The sequence below is a fragment of the Legionella quateirensis genome (assembly GCF_001467955.1).
GTDB classification, from domain to species: domain Bacteria; phylum Pseudomonadota; class Gammaproteobacteria; order Legionellales; family Legionellaceae; genus Legionella; species Legionella quateirensis.
The window spans coordinates 15,632-33,738 of sequence record NZ_LNYR01000022.1 but is presented as its reverse complement, the minus strand read 5'-3'; the positions used below and the strand labels follow the sequence as shown (position 1 = coordinate 33,738).

Genomic DNA, 18,107 nt, shown 5'->3' with positions numbered 1-18,107 from the left:
ATCCCCGCCTTCGCGAGGATGACGTATAAAAAAGTGAGGATCGTTCAGGGCTTGACCTCGATATCTAGAAATCTCGCTCTGTGCCTAGATCTCTGGGTACCGTGGTCAAGCCGCGGTAATTCGAAATGAATAAAATTTAGCTAAAAATCTCTTAAGTAAGTGCCATTTGGGTCAGCATCTGAATGCAATAGCGTTAAATTAAGAATTATTTCATATAGATAAACTCTTTTCGTAGCCCGTATTAGCAAAGCGTAATACGGGGAAACAATCGAGCTTGTTGCCTCTTCAATCCTGTATTACGCTTTGCTAATACAGGCTACTCAGGCTTAACTTAACGCCTTTGCATATGAATATTGATTAACTGCTGCTGTATAAAGCCCTTGCCTTAATTTCACGCCCGCCTAAAAGATGATCTATTGCCTGACGCATAATAAGCTTCGCTGATTTTAGATAGGATGCTTCATCCAGTTTATCTTCCGCCAAAGCAAGAATATGCTCACCTGGAATACCTTTATCAGAAGCAACAAATCCTTCACCGGCAATAAATTGATAACACTGATCGGCGCGAACCAGATCCCCGGTTCGCGCCTCATCAATCCATGAAAAGGAATGACCGCAAGAGTTAAGCAAAGCCCATTCAAAACGGCGTAAAATGGATTCGATCAGCAATCGATTATCTGTCGATGCCAATCCATTTAATGTCATTAAATAAGCATCAAATAGCTCTGCATCTGGATATATTGGACGCAAAGCGTGATACAACAGTTCATTAATGTATAAACCGGAAAAAAGAGAATTACCTTCAAGATGTAACATGGGAGAAATGCTTTCCATAGAACGGGCATAATACCGATCATGGCGTTCATCAACACTAATCCATAAGGGAGTGAATGGCTGTAACAAAGATTGTTTTTTAGGGGTTCTACCCCCCTTGCAGAGACAATTAACCAGTCCTGACTCACGAGAAAAAAAATTCACTCTGGCACTGGTATCTCCAGACCATTGTTTATGAATAACCCATGCCTGCAGAGATTTAGTTGTCATAGCCCAATTGTTTTAGCATACGCTCGTCATCAGCCCAACCGGACTTTACTTTACACCAGCATTGTAAAAATACTTTTTTATCAAGCATTTTTTCCATATCCAAACGGGCGCTCGTCGCCATTTCTTTTAATTTTTGACCCTTATCTCCAATCACCATGCGTTTGTGATTGTCTTTTTCAACCCAAATCAAGGCATGGATACGAACCAGATTGCCTTCATCTTTATAAGATTCAATTTCCACAGAAACCGAATACGGTATCTCCTGACCGCAGAAGCGAAATATTTTTTCCCGCAACAACTCTGCGCATAAAAATTTAATTGATCTATCCGTAAATTGATCATCGGGAAATAAATGAGGGCCTTCAGGTAAAAAGGGAATTAAACGGGTCTCTAATTCCTCAACCTGCACCCCTGTTTTAGCCGATAGAGGAATGATTGCGGCAAAATCATGGCGCTGACTCATGTGTTCAATCCAGGGCAGCAGCTGATCTTTTTCACTAATTTTATCTACTTTATTAATTACAAGAATACAAGGAACCTGTGCCTGCTTTATCAAGCCAAGAACATACTCATCTTCTTCTTCCCAATGAGTTCCATCCACCAGGAAAGCAACTACATCAACATCTCGTAACACACTAATGGCTGTTTTATTCATCAGGCGATTCATCGCTTTTTTGTTACCCTGATGAATTCCTGGCGTGTCGACATAAACGAATTGATACTCGCCCTCGGAGCGAATTCCCAAAATACTATGACGCGTTGTTTGTGGTTTTTTAGAAGTAATACTTAATTTTTGTTGCAAAATACGATTAAGCAAGGTTGATTTGCCTACATTAGGTCTTCCGACCAAAGCGATATATCCACAATAACTAGCCATTCAAATTGGTTCCTGTTTATTTTTAAATCATTTTAGCAGTCGAGCTGTAAAACATCCAGCTTTTAACACCGTAGATCCAAGTATATAAGGTGGAAATAAAAATTGTAGCTTTTCTACTTGCTATTTTCCCTCAAAACCCATTAATCTGTATACGATATGTGCAAAATACGGATTTTATGCCTGAGTTCCTGACTACGGATGGTCATACACAAGTAATTGTTCCATTACGTATAAAACCCTACAACCATAAAGAAATGCCTACGATAACTGGCAATGCGTTCAGTCATGAGGCAGGTACTGTACTTTATGGAAATTACACTATGGAGTATCTCCTTCAGGATGGAGACAGACTTCGACTCATAGCCAATCATAATAAAAAAACAGTGCAATTGATGCTGTTTACTCATAGTACGGACCTGTTAAAATTGCTTCCAGGTGACCGCCCCTCTTCTCTGGTTGCTAATATTATAAGTAAAATTCATCGCTACCGAATTCGTTCAGAAAGTTATAAACAATCGCTTAGTCCTGAACAACAGACCAAATTGCGATTAGTCAATGAATGCATCAGCTCATTAAGCACTCTGCTCAGAGAGGAACGTCACATAAAAGCCCGTGATTCCACTGGACAGGAGCAATTAAGAAGAACAATTCTGGCTATCATAAAAACATGCGAAGATGGCAACCGAAGAGTTTCTAACAATCCAGTAATCTCTGAAGGATCTTTAGGTTATTTACTTTATGACGCACACATTGCAGCGCAACGCCATCAATTCAATCGTGTTTTTTCGGTCTCACGTCAAGATCAAATGGATTTTTCTAAAATCCACAAAACCCTCGACTCCAGACAAAAACCTCTTTGTTTTATCTGGGACAGCGAACTGCATATTGGACATGATAATCGTGATCTTGATGATGCCTTGAGGGTCATTTGCACCCATTATAATTTGATACCAGCATCTCATCTTAACGACGTACCAGCAAACCGATTCTCAAAATTTGAAATGTTTCTACGCTCCCTATGGAATGATGGCCAGGATTGGTTAAATTATTTATCAATAGAAGAAAAACCAACCCATAGGACGAAAATAAAACAAAGACCCGATGGAGTTACAATAACTAAAATAAAGCCTTACTATACCCTTAAAGGGCTACCCCAACAGGGATATTCCAGTTTAAACGAATTAGTATTCCATTTAACAAACAGTTCATTTGAACCAATTCAGGCAAAATCGCTCAGAAAAGCAAAAAAGTACCTTGGCGAACTCCCCAATGGCAATTGGGTGATTGTAGCTCAAAAAAATCAAATCATCCTGCGCCTGGAAAACAAACTGTTGGCTCTGAATTATTTCATAAAAGACGCACAGTTCTACCCTCTTCCGGAAGGACAGGATCTCTATACTCTAAGTCAGGTGAGCAAACGTCATCTCTATTTACCTGAACGTCTCAGTTTAAGAATACAAGGATTTATTTCACGTATTCCAACCTTCTTCCAAAATTTCTATGAACGGCTGAGCCATTTTATAATTCATGATTTACATGAAGATTTTATGGGTCATGTCCATGCGACTCATACGCAAAAACAGGAAACCGTACCTCAGGAAACCAAACCTCGATCAGCAGTTCTAAAACGAAGCTCTCTCCACGATGCGCTTGAAAATAAAGGCTTACTAGCCAATGGCCAAACCCTGGAAGAATTTATTAAAGAACAAATCAGCAGTTCTCCTTATGTTATCGCTCGCGCAAATCATCCGCCCAGCCCACCCCCCTATGATAATCCTCTGCACCGAATTTTAGGAGTATTGAGGCATCTGGGCAGTTTTTTCATTGATACCAGTGAACGAAATCCCATGGTGGGCACTCTGGCCATGGCTGCTTATTTATATGGTGCAGGTGCGGTACTCGCTCCCAAAGCCTTGGAATCCGTTTTAACCAAACTCTATTTAAGTGGCCTGATATCAGGAATTGAACCCACTCAGAAACTGGCACGATTAATGAACCATGGCACCATATCCGAAGCTATTTCAGCCTCGGTTACTTTATGGCAAGGGATGATTACCGTTGGTAATCTGGATAAATTCTTTGTCGAAGCCGTTTCAATTCTCAAGGAAGATCCGGGTGAAATCGCCATTATAGCTGCTTTAGCGCTTAGTCTTGGCTATGGCTTAACCAAAGCAATCCCTTCATTACAAAATGAAATGGGCGATTTTCCTTATACCAATTATGCAGCACTGGGTGGTAAAGGCGGAGCTGCACTGTATGATACGATTATGCATCCCGGAGATGATTGGTTATTAGGTACCTGTAAATGGATTTGTAAAAACATTATTACTCTTGCAAAAATAGGTTTAGCACCTTTTGTCGAATGGTATTTTTACGGCTATAACAACGGATTTATCAATGGCCTGAAAAAGAGCGGCGCCCAAATTCTTCGATCAGGAAAACACTTTACTGCTGCCATTACTGATTTCTTCCTTGCGATTCTGACGGTTCCCTTAATTGAAGGAAGTGCATTGTTAATTCATGTACCATTCAGAGGGATAACCAATATAATACGTAAATTATGCGCAACTCTCGGAAATATTGGGGCTATAGGACGGTTACTAATTGAAATTGCAGAAAGACCTTCCCTAAATAATTTTATTGCCGAATTTCAATTTTCACGACTTTATGGCTTCAGCTTTCCAATAAAGCATTGTTCCGATACCCTGATCATTAATATAGGTATCAATGCTTTACGAGTACTTTTTATACCACCACTTCAGCTCATCAAGAATATACTCATTCTGCCTTTTCTTGATGCATTTTCATTGGGGTTACGTATCTCTTTAACCATTATTAATCCAATCAGTCGAATACTGGCCTATTCAACAGGTACTGTTTTAAGTGAGATTGGAACTTATTGGGATAACTCAATTGGCATGGTATTTTCAATCAGCGCTACCATTCTTACGGAGCTATGCAATTGGTTGGATAACACAGCTGGAGAAGCTAAGCAGTATGCTCTATCCCAAATAGAAATCACCCGTAGTAACTTATTCAGTTGGGCATTTCATGAGGAAGATATTCTTTTACATACAATTCTGAATGACCAACAATACTATTCCAGTGAACCAAGACGTTCAGAATTAGTCCCTCATACAGAAAGTCATTGTTTAATACGTAATCTGCTCGACAGTGGACAACAGAACACTCCAGCAGAAATTCCCGATTCTCAGCCGGCTTACTCCAATTTATTTCGTCAATCAGAACACAAGAATCAAAACGAAAATCAGGAACAACCCATGATGAATATATAAGAAGCATAATGATTGTTATGTATGCTTCATCACATTTATTTGCAAAATCAATACGTTATACCTAAGATTAAGTATCAAAAATGAATGATAGAACAATTGCCTTTATCAAACCGCATTATACCAAGGCAAAAATGGCTGCCAGTACGTTGACACTAAGCAGATTCCGTAGAAAACTGATGCTTATTTGTTCATATTTGTGTATAATTAACATAACTGGGTGTAAAAAGGATCATATTTATGGCTATTGATAAACAATCAAACACATTTGAAGTTGAAAAAAAAATTGTTGAACAAACTAACATGGCTGGTTTAAGCACTAGTCCATCAAATGTACCCAGTCCGCTATCAGAAAATCTATTCGGTAAAGCACCTCAATCATTAGACGCATGGGTTGACTCTATTTTTGCAAAAGATGCAACATCCAATGAAGATTACAGACCAACAATAAATCTTGGTCGTTTTGGATTAAAAACTCCGGAAGATGTAAAGAAATTTCTACATTCCCCTGCTGGAGAGGCGGTTATTGGAGAGATAGGCGCTGAAATCGCTCTGGAAAAAGCAATTGAAGAAGAACGACAATTTGAACAACAACAACAACGACTCTTAATGAGCAGGATACAAGCACTATTGTTTCTATGGTTTCTGGATAAGAAAGCACACGCTTCAGATAAAATCAAAGAAATAGTAATGCAGCAAAATGAACAAGCTATAGAGCGAGCAAAAACCCCAGTCCCTGAAACTAAAAGCGCAGCCATTGATAAATCCATTAAAAGTGTTGATACTAGCTTGGCCAATTATTCTTCCGCATTAGAGAAAATTGAAGCCAAAGAAAAAGTCCTTGATCAAAAAATGGAACAATTAGAAGCTGAAAAATCTCTTATGGAAGAGAAATATAATATATTCGATTACAATATGAATATATTTGAACAGTCACTGGATGACAACCCTGATTTATCTCCAGAAGAAATCCAACAAAAATTAATAGATCTGGACGCTCAAGCAATTGCACTAGATGACGAAATTCAAAAATTAATTGAAATGGATAGAGATGAGGAAGCTTATGCTTTAAGGGAAGTTTGGAAGGGTCTATCCTCTCAGGTTGGTGCCTACAATGACATGCTTGATGTACATCGAAACGAGAAATATTATGTGAATGCAGATGGAGATACAGTCAGTTCACCTAAAGAAGCAGAGTTAACATTAAACGCCAATCAAAAACTGGTTAAAGATGAAAATGGTCAGCTGCATCTTATAAAATCAACAGATGATTGGGAAAAAATAAAAGAGGATCCCGAAGCAAAAGCTGCAGCTCGTAAAGGCTACGAAGCTATAAAACAAAATCCCGATGCGATGTCAGTCAAAAAATTAATCCAGCATAATAAAGGACTCGAAAATGACTTTCACAGTCAACGGGTTCAAGAAGTCGTAGCACTGAAACAAGAAACCCAGGCTCAAAAAACATTAATTAATAACGAGATTTCCCAACTTACGGCAGTCCGTGGCAATTTGCTGAATCAAGCAAATCAAGCGAATCAGACGAATCAATCCACTGTATCAATGGGGCAACTCCCTTCATCACCAGTACCTACTCCTGTACCTACACCTAAGTCAGGAGGAAGTGTTGCTACTCCAAAATCCAGTCAGGCATCACCTATAGATCTTTACAAAAACCGTATGGCAGAATTGCAACAAGCAAAAGAGATCTCACGTGAAGATTTGTTTAATCTGGCAAGTCTAGCTCCTGCAAACAACAAAACTGCAGCAAATGCCTATTTACAAATGATGTTTGTTAATATGCCGAGAACAGGAAATATTCCCTTCCAGACCATGCAGTCCATGCTTAAAAATATGGAACGATTTGGTGTTGATGCAACAAAAGAATCAGTAACCAACCTTAAAAACCCTTCAGAATTGATGCAATTAAATGATGATAAAAAGAACGAAATGAAACAAACAAGCTCAAAGGAAAGTACGCAAGAAGTGGCAAAAGAGGAAGAAGAACAATATTCATCACCAACACCTTTGAGCACCAGTCCTAAGTAATATCTATTGCAATAACCCGCTCCAAGCATCCAGGCTTGTAGCGGGTTATTCTGTTAGTACGATTTAATTGAACAGATCCCCAAATTAAACACTTTATAAGTTGTTCCAACCATTTTTATGGTCAATTTACTTGCCAACTTAAATCAAGTCTTCTAACATTGAAAAATAATGCAGCACTTGCGGAAATAAAACATGATCATCGATAAATTAATGGTAAACCAGCCTGTTATTGTATCACTGGATGTTGATAATTTATTATTTGAGCGAGTAGAACAGATAAAAGAAGCCGGTTTTACAACGATTGAAATTAACTCTACAGATCCGCAGTTATTAACTCAGATTATTAAACAATGCCCTACGATCAAAATAGGTGCTTGCGGCATAATTAACACGCAACAACTGGAACAATGTTATAACGCAGGCGTTCATTTTGCCTCAAGCCCTGGTTTTTTACCTGCAATTGCACAAACTGCGAACGTGTATTCAATGAACTATCTGCCAGGTGTGGCAACTATTTCCGAAGCCATGGCGGCATTACATCTGGGCTACCAACAAGTCTGTCCTTTTCCAGCAAGTTTAGCTTTTTGCACTCTGTTAAATAAATGTTTACCTAACCTTCATTTATTTCCAGCTGAAATAGAGTGGGAAGAAGCAGAACATTTCCTTAATCTGCCCGCAGTTGCTGCTGTAGGTATTCATAACCCTGATAAAAAACAACTGGGCGCTCTATCCTCAGGGATCCTGGTTTAATATGCTTCGAGAAGAGTACCAGATGAGTCTCATCAAAGTTTTGCGAGATCTCGCTAGAATCGCCTTCTCCCTTCGGGCTGAGGGAGAAGGTGCCGACAGGCGGATGAGGGGATCAAACATCATTCTTTGAAATGATACATTAAACATTTTGCCTAGAACAACTTAAGGTGAATTGAAAGCACGCTCTATTCTCTATGTATTAACAAATCCAAAACTAAAATTGCAGCTCCTATACATATAGCACTATCAGCAATATTAAAAGTGGCAAAATGGTGATATTTATAGTAAACATCTATGAAGTCAATGACAAAGCCATGTAATCCTCTGTCAATAAGATTACCTAGCGCGCCTCCTAATATAAGGCTGATTCCTGCAGATTGCATGCGTGCATTATCAGGAGTTCGCCATAACCATATCACTAAAATAATACTGACCAGAAGACTGAAACCAGCAAAAAACCATCTGTGCCAATCACCCGCACCACTTAAAAAACTGAAAGCAGCCCCGGTGTTATAAGCTAAAGTTATATTTAGCATTGGCATTACAGGCATTGGTTTATAAGGAGTTAATAAAACACCAATCCAGTATTTACTTGTTTGGTCGCAGATAATTACAAAAATACTGAGTAAAAACCAATACCATTTCTTCATATGAAAAGCCTCACCTCATCTTGACCACTGATATTGCCCACGCAACGCAAACAAAGCTCTGGATGCTCCTTATTTTGTCCTATATCAGGTCTTCTATGCCAACAACGCGCACACTTCTCATGAGAGCTTGCAGTAACTTCAATCGCTACTCCATATTCTGTTGCGTTCAACCCAGCGGGAGCATTACTCATCGGCAAAACATTCGCGCCTGAAGTCATTAACAAGAAACGCAGCTCTTCTCCCAAACGAGTCAGTTTTGGCACTACCTCGGGTTTTGCATACAGGTTAACTTCAGCAGCCAATGCGGAACCAATCGCACCTTTCTGCCTTGTTTCCTCTAAAGACTTATTTACTTCATCACGAATCTGATGCAATTGCTCCCAATCATCCATATTCACGGCATCAATTGCAGGCCAGGCATCATACCAGCGTTCAATGAAAATAGACTCGCCCTGGTACCCGGGAATGGATTGCCAAATCTCTTCTGCAGTGAATGATAATATAGGCGCAAGCCAAAGAGTAAAGGCCTTTACTATATGATACATAGCGGTTTGACAGGAACGTCTTGCTTTGCTGTCTTTTGCTGTAGTGTATTGCCGATCTTTAATCAGATCCAGGTAAAAACTGCCCATATCTACTGCGCAGAAATTATGAATTTTCTGATATATTACATGGAATTGATATGCCTCATAAGCTGCTACAATTTCATCCTGCAAGATTTGACAACGCTTTAATGCCCATTTATCTAATTCCAATAAGTCTTGCGGCTCTACGCAATCCTTAGTTGGATCGAAATCAAACAGATTAGCCAGTAAAAAACGACTGGTATTACGAATTCTTCGGTATGCATCTGCATTACGTTTAATTATTTCATCTGAAATACTGACTTCATTTCTATAATCAGTAGAAGCAACCCACAAACGTAATATGTCTGCTCCATGCTGATTCACTAATTTATCCAGTGCTACATAATTGCCTTTGGATTTTGATAATTTCTTACCTTCTGCATCAACTGTATAACCGTGGGTTAATACCGTCTTATAGGGCGCTACTCCGTTCATGGCCACTGAAGTAGTCAGTGACGAATTAAACCAGCCACGGTGTTGATCAGAACCTTCAAAATAAACATCTGCAGGAAAATCCAAATCTTTATTTTGTTTCAATACACTAAAATGAGATACACCAGAGTCAAGCCAGACATCCATAGTATCGGATATTTTATCGTAATTTTTGGCGTCATCACCAATTAATTCAGCCGCGTCTAACTCGAACCAGACATCAATTCCTGATTTTTCTATCATTAAGGCTACTTGTTCCAAGAGTTCCAAAGTATTTGGATGAAGCTCCCGTGTGGTGTTATGAACAAATAATGGCATAGGCGTACCCCAGGCTCTTTGCCTTGAAATACACCAGTCCGGTCTGTTTTCAACCATATTACTAATGCGCGCTTTCCCCCAGTCAGGAACCCAGTTGACTTTATCAATTTCTCTTATTATTGCTTGTCTTAAATTGGATTTATCCATAGAAATAAACCACTGAGGAGTAGCCAGAAAAATCATCGGTGACTTATGTCTCCAGCAATGAGGATAACTGTGTCTAATGGATTCTTTGGCTAATAGCGCCCCATTTTCGGATAATTTATCCAGAATAGCATCGTTTGCTTTTAATACAGAAATACCCGCAAAAAACTCAACATCGTCAGCAAAGCAACCATTAGACTTTACTGGATTGAATAAAGGCAGATTATAAGCTTTACCCACCATGTAATCATCTGGGCCGTGCGCAGGTGCGGTATGTACACAACCAGTTCCAGAATCGGTAGTAACATGTTCACCAAGAACTACTGGCACCTGACGATCATTAAATGGATGCTTTAATTTGAGATATTCAAATACAGCCCCTTTAACTGAACTGCAGATCGTGTATTCGCTCACTCCGTAACGCGCCATGACTGACTCAACCAAGTCGGTAGCTACTATATAATAAGCAGTTCCTGCATCAATTAACGAATAATCAATCTCGGGATGCAAACAAACCGCTTCATTGGCTGGCAGAGTCCATGGTGTGGTTGTCCAGATAGGAAGAATCAAAGGTTTATTTTCTGATGTAATGTTGAATTTATTAATAAAATCCGCCGAATCAACAGCAACAAATGCCACATCAATTGAAGGAGAGGTTTTTTCCTCATACTCGACTTCTGCTTCAGCAAGAGCTGAGCTACAATCAATACACCAGTGCACGGGCTTGAAGCCTTGTTGCAAATGTCCATTTTTAATCATCAATCCCAACGCCCTGACTATGTTGGCTTCATAGCGAAAATCCATAGTCACATAAGGATTATACCAATCGCCAAATACTCCCAAACGTTGAAATTCATCACGCTGAATATCAATTTGACTGGCTGCATATTCACGGCATTTAACACGAAACTCTCTGGGTGAAATTTTTACCCCGGCTTTTCCTACTTTCTTTTCTACATTCAGCTCTATAGGTAATCCATGACAATCCCATCCAGGTACAAAAGGAGCATCATAGCCACTAAACGATTTGGATTTTATAATAATATCTTTAAGAATTTTATTCAGCGCATGACCGCAATGAAGATGTCCATTTGCATAAGGAGGACCATCATGCAGAATAAATTTTTTACTTCCACTTCGGTTTTTACGAATTTTTTCATACACCCCTTTGGCGTTCCAATCGGCCAGCATTTGCGGTTCTCTTGTTGCAAGACTTGCCTTCATTGGAAAAGAAGTATTAGGAAGGTTTAATGTATCTTTATATTCTGCCATTGCTGCCTACTCTGCGAAATCGTTAAGTTTTGACGGTATTATGTACAGCTCAATCTACTACTGCACTTCAAGTTAAAAAATGCTTTTGCCGCCGCAATATCATTTTGAATCTGCGTAATCAAGGCATCCACTGTTGTGAATTTAACCTCATCACGTAATTTGTGCAAGAAAAACACTTGCAATAACTCACCATAAATTGAATCATTAAAATTCAATAAATGTATTTCCAATATGTTTTTAGTTCCATCTACTGTTGGGCGTTTTCCAATATTGGCAACACCTTCAACATATTTAGAACCCATACGAACTTGAACTACGTAAACACCCGTTAATGGGAGCGCTAATCGATGTAAACTTAGGTTAGCTGTAGGAATCCCCCACTGTCGTCCGCGACCATCTCCTCGGATCACTCTACCACATAAGCTATAAGTTCTTCCTAAATATCGAGCAGCCAGACCTAGATCACCCTGCTGCAATGCATTTCTTATTTTTGTTGAACTGACCTTTTCATTTTCAATTAAAAAATCAGAACAGGTTTCTACCTGACATGAGTATTGTGCACCTAAAGCTTTCAGCATGAACACATCTCCGGACCTGTTCATGCCAAATCGAAAATCTTCACCTACAAGCAGGTATTTTACTTTTAATGCGTGAAAAAGATATTGAGTCGCAAAATCCACAGCAGTAGTTTCAGCCATGGATCGATCAAATTTAATACAATAAATATAATCCACTTGACATGACTTCAGCATTTCCAATTTTTCCCTTAAACTGGAAAGTCTGGCAGGTGCAGCTTCTTGTTGAAAATACTCTCTGGGTTGGGGTTCAAATAGAACCAGCACCAAAGGCAGTTTCATGCTATTCGCTTTATCTTTTAAGGATTTAATCAGATTCTGATGGCCTAAATGAATGCCATCAAAATTACCAATCGTAGCGACTACGCCCTTTTCAATTTCAGCAAGATGTTGAACACCACGCAACAGTTTCATTAATCAACTAAATCGTACGAATTAAAGTACTATAGTATACTGGTTTTATTGCCTATTGAGAAATAGAGTATTCATTATATTTTCGATTTCAACAGATACCTGATAATTCAGGGATATCAAAATACAACGTAGGCTTAGTAAAACATTTTAATAGGGGAGCATCGATACGCTCAATGACCAAATAACACCACAGCAAGTTTTTAAATTGAGCAATCAACCCGTTACTTTTGACGAAAATATCGCCATAATGATACAATTCAACCCAACAAATCCAGTATTAGGGAATTTCCCATGCCAGGCAACCTCACGCAGGCAATCATTAAAAGCGCTCAGGACGCACAGAGCACGCACAACACAGTGACCTCGAATGCAGCGGCCATACTCGCCATCCGACTGGCTTCACGGTATCTGTTGCAAAAAGTTGATATCGAAGCGCCAGCTCAACCCGCTTCATCTCCTGCTGCAACCTCTTCATCAGTTGTTGTACCCACCTCAACGATGACTATTGAAATTACCGGTAATTACAAAGCACAAGAGCGGATGAGTCATGTCAAAAAGAGGTATGAAGAACGAGTCAAATCTTCTCAGCTGGAACCGCTTACTAAAGCCTGGCTGGCAGAAACGCTGAGTTCACGTACTTTGAGCAGAGAACTTGACCGGGTCACCCTGGTTGAGGAGCACAACGGGCATCGGATTTCTACTGAATGGTACCTGCCACTTCCCGAGGTCTATGCAGTCGTTCTCTCGGCACTGATTGATAAGGATGAAAGGCGATGGCCAGTACCGCCTCGCAGTACCGCCCAAAAAGAGCGGCTGCTGCGCCTTCAGGAATTTGACCGTATCAACAATGCGCTGGCGAAAGCCACACCGCGCGTCTGCGCTACAGGCATTCGCCATGCCTGGCTCATGGCACTTGATGGCTATGATGGCAAGCGCCTGCCTTTAAATGCAGAGGATGTCCTCATGCAGGGGTTGTTCGATTTCATGGTGCGTGAAGTGCTTGGAAAGCAAAAGAAAATCCATCTTCCCGACGGGCGTGACCCGGTGGGCGATGAACGCGCCACATTTCATGCTCATTTTCAGTCCCTGTTTTTGCCTTGGGCATACGGCACCATGCCGGGTACTGTCCGGGATGCCATCAAGAATGCCGGAGGCTCAGACGCGGCGCGGGAATACGTGCTTGAGCGTTTTCGCACAATAGGGATAGTGCCAGATGAGCTGATGATGCAGAAAATCAACGGGTATTGCAGCAAGATAGGGTTACAATCCATCCCCTGTAATTTCATCCCCATCCTTGCTGCCCTTGAAAGTCATGCCAAACGCCAGACTCTGGCCACAAGTTCTGGCAGCATCACAGCAACCGGTCTGCGATCGCTTGCTGACGACACACTCGTCTGGCTTCAGGGAGCAGACTTCAGTCCGGAGTCGCTTGTGAACTCTGCAAACGAAAAAGACCCGTTCAGTATCCTGTACCTAGTCTTAAGGTTTCACGATACGCTTTATCAGTACAAAGACTATAAAAATCTGCTAGACGTCTGCGACATGCCGGATGACAACAAAGACGCCTGGGTGAATGTGCTTCATTTTCATAGTCAATGCCTTCATAACCCTGACCTTTCTCTTGCTCCATTGCTTGAAGATACCGCTACGATGGAAGAACGCCTGCGCACCTTTGAGCGCGGTTTTGGAGTATGGCGAACCAGCGCCTATCATGACTTCATCAGTATTTATACGGCAACCTGGTTTGCGGCAAGTGGTGATGACAGAGCCTTTACTTACGCCAGCCTCTTTACCAAACTATGTGACCTGTTCTTTAAGGAAAATACCGAGGGGAACAACTGCAATCCTGTCATCCGAGTACAGGATGCGATGCTTGCCGAATGGATAGCCAGGACAGAAGAAGACGGCGTACTGGAAGTAACGCCCTATCAGATAAACCGCATCCTGCTTCATGCCCTATGTTATCCTGCTGACAACTGGTCTCTCCTGTTTCAACAGTGCCTTCCCATCCTGCTCAAATTCATCCGCAACCGATGCAATCAGACGGAGAATTCTGCAGGTGATGCGCTTGCACGAGACTCCTGGCCCGAAGCACTGCTTGCTCAGATTGAACGCCTGAATGCCCCTGCCCCGGAAGGAGAAACTCCCTTTCCGGTGATGATCACACCCGGCTATATCACGCCCGAATTTAGCCCGGAAATCGCAGGACTTATTGCACTGTCTACCGATTTGCCCGAAGCCATAGTTCGTCAAATTGTTGCTCATCCGGGTTTTGATCCCAATGCTACCGACAACAAAAGTTTAACTCCGTTTTATATTGCTGCATCCTTCGGACATACAGAATTAGCTGCCGCCCTGATTGACAAAGGAGCAAACTATAGGGTGAAATACAAAGGCCGCTTCCCTCCCCTTCAAGAAGCCATCGAGAACCAACACCTTTCTTTTATTCAATGGTTTCTGCAGACATTACCAGAGCATCAAAGGGTTGATGTGGTGATAGATAAAAACTACTGTGGCATTAGTATGCTGCACCTTGCCGTAGATTATCCCAATACTTTGAAACTGCTTCTGAACTACCTGCCGAAAGAAGAAAGAGCAAGTGCCCTGATAACAAAGAATTATATTGGCTATACCGTGATGCACCTGGCCAGAAATGACTCGAAAATCTTGAAACTACTTATGAAAACGCTGCCCGAGAAGGATAGGGCTGAAGTCTTGATGACGAAAAACAACAAAGGGGATACAGTACTTCATACCCTGGAAGATAGCCCAAAAACCATAAGACTGCTTCTGGACTATTTACCTAAAACGGCAAGGGCGGAAGTTTTGATGGCAACCGATGCTGATGGCAATACCGCATTGCATCGGATTGCAAAAAATGCCCCCAAATACCTGAAACAGCTTCTGGACTGCCTACCCAAAGCCGCAAGAGCAGCCGCTTTGATGGTAACTAACGAAGATGGCAATACAGTGCTGCACGAGGTAGAAACAACCCGTCCTGCGATTTTGAAACCGCTTGTGAATAGACTGTCTGAGGAGACAAGAGCTGGGGCATTGATGATATGTAACAAGTATGGAAACTCAGTGCTGCATCTAACCGCAGCAAAACACCCTAAAATCCTGAAAAAGCTTCTGGATTGCCTGCCCAAAGCAGCAAGGGCGGAAGCCGTGATGGTAAAGAGCCTTTATGGCAATACCTTGCTGCACGTTGCCGCAGCAAGACAAATCCAATCTCTGAATTGGCTTCTGGATTATCTGCCTGAGACAGCAAGAGCAGATGCCATAATGGTAAAGAACTGCGATGGCATTACCATTTTGGATCTGGTTAAACGCGCAAGGTGTTCTAAATCCTTGCATCTTCTTAAATCGCTACAAGAGCAAGCAAAGAAACAGACAACCACTCCAACTACCGTGGATTCCACCATACCCAACCACGATTCAGGCTCTGCTCTATTACTCACCGCGTCTTCATCAGAGACCGATACTTCTACCCTTCTTAGCTCTCATTCAATGTTCAGTCAGGGGTCAGTAGCTCCACCAGATCCAGTCAGTCCTGGCAAACTAAGAGCATTAAAGAGATGAGTCTTGTGAACAGGATAGTAATGTCGGGCACTTTGCCAATTAGCCGACAGGCTAAGGAAGTCAAATCCGCTCTCCCCCACGTTGCGCGTGGTGGAGAGCGGATATCGAGCCAGATAGGGTAGGTTTAAAAAATGCTGAGATTCACTCGGCATATCTCAAAGCGTAGGTATTAATTAATGGCTTATCAACACACCCTGAATTTAATTGCAATCGCAAGCAGTTCTCATTCAATTAATGATCGATTTTAGGCCGGACAATCAATACGTCACATTCAGCGCCATGCAGTATTGCATTAGCAGTAGACCCTAATAATAAAGACAAGCCATGTTTACCATGACTACCTGTTACGATTAAATCAATTTTATGTTCTTTAGCTACTCTTAATATCTCATTTTTAGTAGAACCAAATTCAATAAATCGGTGCTTCGCATCAACGCCCAATTTATTCGCTAGCTCATCCAGTTCTTTCTCAGCTTGTTCACGAATGGATAACTCGACTTCAGCAAAACCTGCAAATCCAGGATATGCATAGGCCGGTATAGGTTCAACAACATGAACCAGAATCAAATCAGCACCATTTTCATCTGAAATTTTCTTTGCTTTCTCGGCAGCCCTGACCCCTACTTCATCAAAGTCCGTAGCAAATAATACCCTCTTATACATCATTTTCTCCTTAAAAATCCGATGTCTGAGTTAAGATTAGCAGATCCCGGCTAAATTTCCCATAATTGGATTTAATTGATTCCTTTAAACTTGAGCATTTTGTCTCATTCTGATTGTTAATATTATGCAAATTATGGTATAGATCTCTCACTTATAATTGCACTAAACATAATCGTTTGGGAATATGTTTCGGCATTTATCACGGTACCCTCTATGCTATTTGATTTATTAGGTGCTTTAGCCTCCCTGCTATCAACCTATTTTTTTATTCGTCTGAATAATAAAGCCTGGCCTCTGGGGATATTAGCAACTATCCTGAATGGATGGCTTTATTGGCATAAAGGAATTTATGCCGACATGATGTTGGAAATTTTTTACTTCCTCAGCATGTGTTATGGCTGGTCAATATGGTATAGACAATCATTAATTGAAGAAACGGCTATAGAAAATCCTTTAAAAACTCTTGGCCTGACCCAATGGCTATTACTGTCACTCACGCTTGGAGCAGTTTTTCTCTTCATTTATTATATATTACATACACTAACCCACTCTACTGTCGCGATTCTTGATGCAGCAACCACTTCGCTGAGTCTTGTAGCACAATGGTTAATGTGCCACAAAATAATCGCAACCTGGGTTTTATGGTTTATAACAGATGCTTTATATGCTGTGATGTATCTAAATAAAAGTCTACCCTTCCACTGCGGATTAATGATGATTTATACCGGTTTGGCAATTGCTGGATATTTAGTATGGGCAAGAAAGTCCAAAGTATTTTCTAATAATGACAGCAATTATAAAGAACACTTTTTCTCAGTTTAAACTCATAACATCAAAATGATTCTTTTAAGACGTGTAAATTCAGGATGGCGTGTGCATTCAGAATGACGAATATGAAACCGTCATCCCGAGTGAAACGAGGGATCTCCTGGTGGTGGCTGAAAATCGAGTGCGGTGCCACTTGAAGGGAGATCCTTCACTGCGTTCAGGATGACGTGTAAATTTAGGATGACGTGTGCATTCAGAATGACGAATAAGAAACCGTCATCCCGAGTGAAACGAGGGATCTCCTGAATGTGGCTGGAAGTTGAGTGCGGTGCCACTTGAAGGGAGATCCTTCACTGCGTTCAGGATGACGTGTACATTTAGGATGACGTGTACATTTAGGATGGCGTATGCATTCAGGATGACGAATAAGAAACCGTCATCCCGAGTGAAACGAGGGATCTCCTGGATGTGGCTGGAAGTCGAGTGCAGTGCCACTTGAAGGGAGATCCTTCACTGCGTTCAGGATGACGTGTAAATTTAGGATGACGTGTACATTTAGGATGGCGTATGCATTCAGGATGACGAATAAGAAACCGTCATCCCGAGTGAAGCGAGGGATCTCCTGGATGTGGCTGGAAGTCGAGTGAGGTGCT

11 protein-coding genes are annotated in these 18,107 nt (G+C 41.1%); 5 read left to right on the top strand and 6 right to left on the bottom strand.

Annotated features, from left to right (window positions below; translation table 11 throughout):
* Positions 1-357: 357 nt before the first annotated feature.
* Together recO and era are read right to left on the bottom strand one after the other, a co-directional pair.
* Entirely contained in the window at positions 358-1,044 is a 687-nt protein-coding gene (gene recO / locus Lqua_RS09140) for a DNA repair protein RecO (protein ID WP_058473984.1), read from the bottom strand.
* Positions 1,034-1,921 carry a GTPase Era gene (gene era / locus Lqua_RS09135; RefSeq protein WP_058473983.1) on the bottom strand — a complete coding sequence of 296 codons (888 nt, stop codon included), beginning with the start codon at positions 1,919-1,921 and terminating at the stop codon, positions 1,034-1,036. Before era ends, recO begins: the two co-directional genes overlap by 11 nt.
* A 176-nt stretch (positions 1,922-2,097) precedes the next feature.
* Between era and Lqua_RS09130 the strand changes: the two genes are divergently transcribed.
* From Lqua_RS09130 to Lqua_RS09120, 3 genes are all read left to right on the top strand, one after another.
* Positions 2,098-5,217: a hypothetical protein gene (locus tag Lqua_RS09130; protein WP_058473982.1), complete on the top strand. Its 3,120-nt coding sequence runs from the start codon at positions 2,098-2,100 to the stop codon at positions 5,215-5,217.
* Positions 5,218-5,454: 237 nt separating this feature from the next.
* On the top strand, positions 5,455-7,260 hold the full coding sequence (locus Lqua_RS09125) for a hypothetical protein (protein ID WP_058473981.1): 1,806 nt from the start codon (positions 5,455-5,457) through the stop codon (positions 7,258-7,260).
* Between the two features lie 192 nt (positions 7,261-7,452).
* On the top strand, positions 7,453-8,010 hold the full coding sequence (locus tag Lqua_RS09120; protein ID WP_058473980.1) for a multidrug DMT transporter permease: 558 nt from the start codon (positions 7,453-7,455) through the stop codon (positions 8,008-8,010).
* A gap of 185 nt (positions 8,011-8,195) precedes the next feature.
* Here the strand turns inward: Lqua_RS09120 and lspA are convergent, their stop codons facing one another.
* Genes lspA through ribF form a run of 3 tightly spaced genes read right to left on the bottom strand, consistent with a single transcriptional unit; the run spans position 8,196 to position 12,441 of the window.
* Positions 8,196-8,660, bottom strand: a complete 465-nt coding sequence (gene lspA, locus Lqua_RS09115; protein ID WP_058473979.1) for a signal peptidase II — start codon at positions 8,658-8,660, stop codon at positions 8,196-8,198.
* A complete protein-coding gene (gene ileS / locus Lqua_RS09110) occupies positions 8,657-11,452 on the bottom strand; it encodes an isoleucine--tRNA ligase (RefSeq protein ID WP_058473978.1) in 2,796 nt (931 codons plus the stop codon). Before ileS ends, lspA begins: the two co-directional genes overlap by 4 nt.
* A 38-nt stretch (positions 11,453-11,490) precedes the next feature.
* Positions 11,491-12,441, bottom strand: a complete 951-nt coding sequence (gene ribF / locus Lqua_RS09105) for a bifunctional riboflavin kinase/FAD synthetase (protein WP_058473977.1) — start codon at positions 12,439-12,441, stop codon at positions 11,491-11,493.
* 291 nt (positions 12,442-12,732) lie between these two features.
* Here ribF and Lqua_RS09100 point away from each other — a divergent pair, with 291 nt between their 5' ends.
* Entirely contained in the window at positions 12,733-16,023 is a 3,291-nt protein-coding gene (locus Lqua_RS09100; protein ID WP_058473976.1) for an ankyrin repeat domain-containing protein, read from the top strand.
* 231 nt (positions 16,024-16,254) lie between these two features.
* On the opposite strand, the gene Lqua_RS09095 is transcribed toward Lqua_RS09100, so the two are convergent.
* Entirely contained in the window at positions 16,255-16,686 is a 432-nt protein-coding gene (locus Lqua_RS09095) for a universal stress protein (protein WP_058473975.1), read from the bottom strand.
* A 213-nt stretch (positions 16,687-16,899) separates the two neighbouring features.
* Between Lqua_RS09095 and pnuC the strand changes: the two genes are divergently transcribed.
* On the top strand, positions 16,900-17,508 hold the full coding sequence (gene pnuC / locus Lqua_RS09090; protein ID WP_058473974.1) for a nicotinamide riboside transporter PnuC: 609 nt from the start codon (positions 16,900-16,902) through the stop codon (positions 17,506-17,508).
* Positions 17,509-18,107 lie beyond the last annotated feature (599 nt).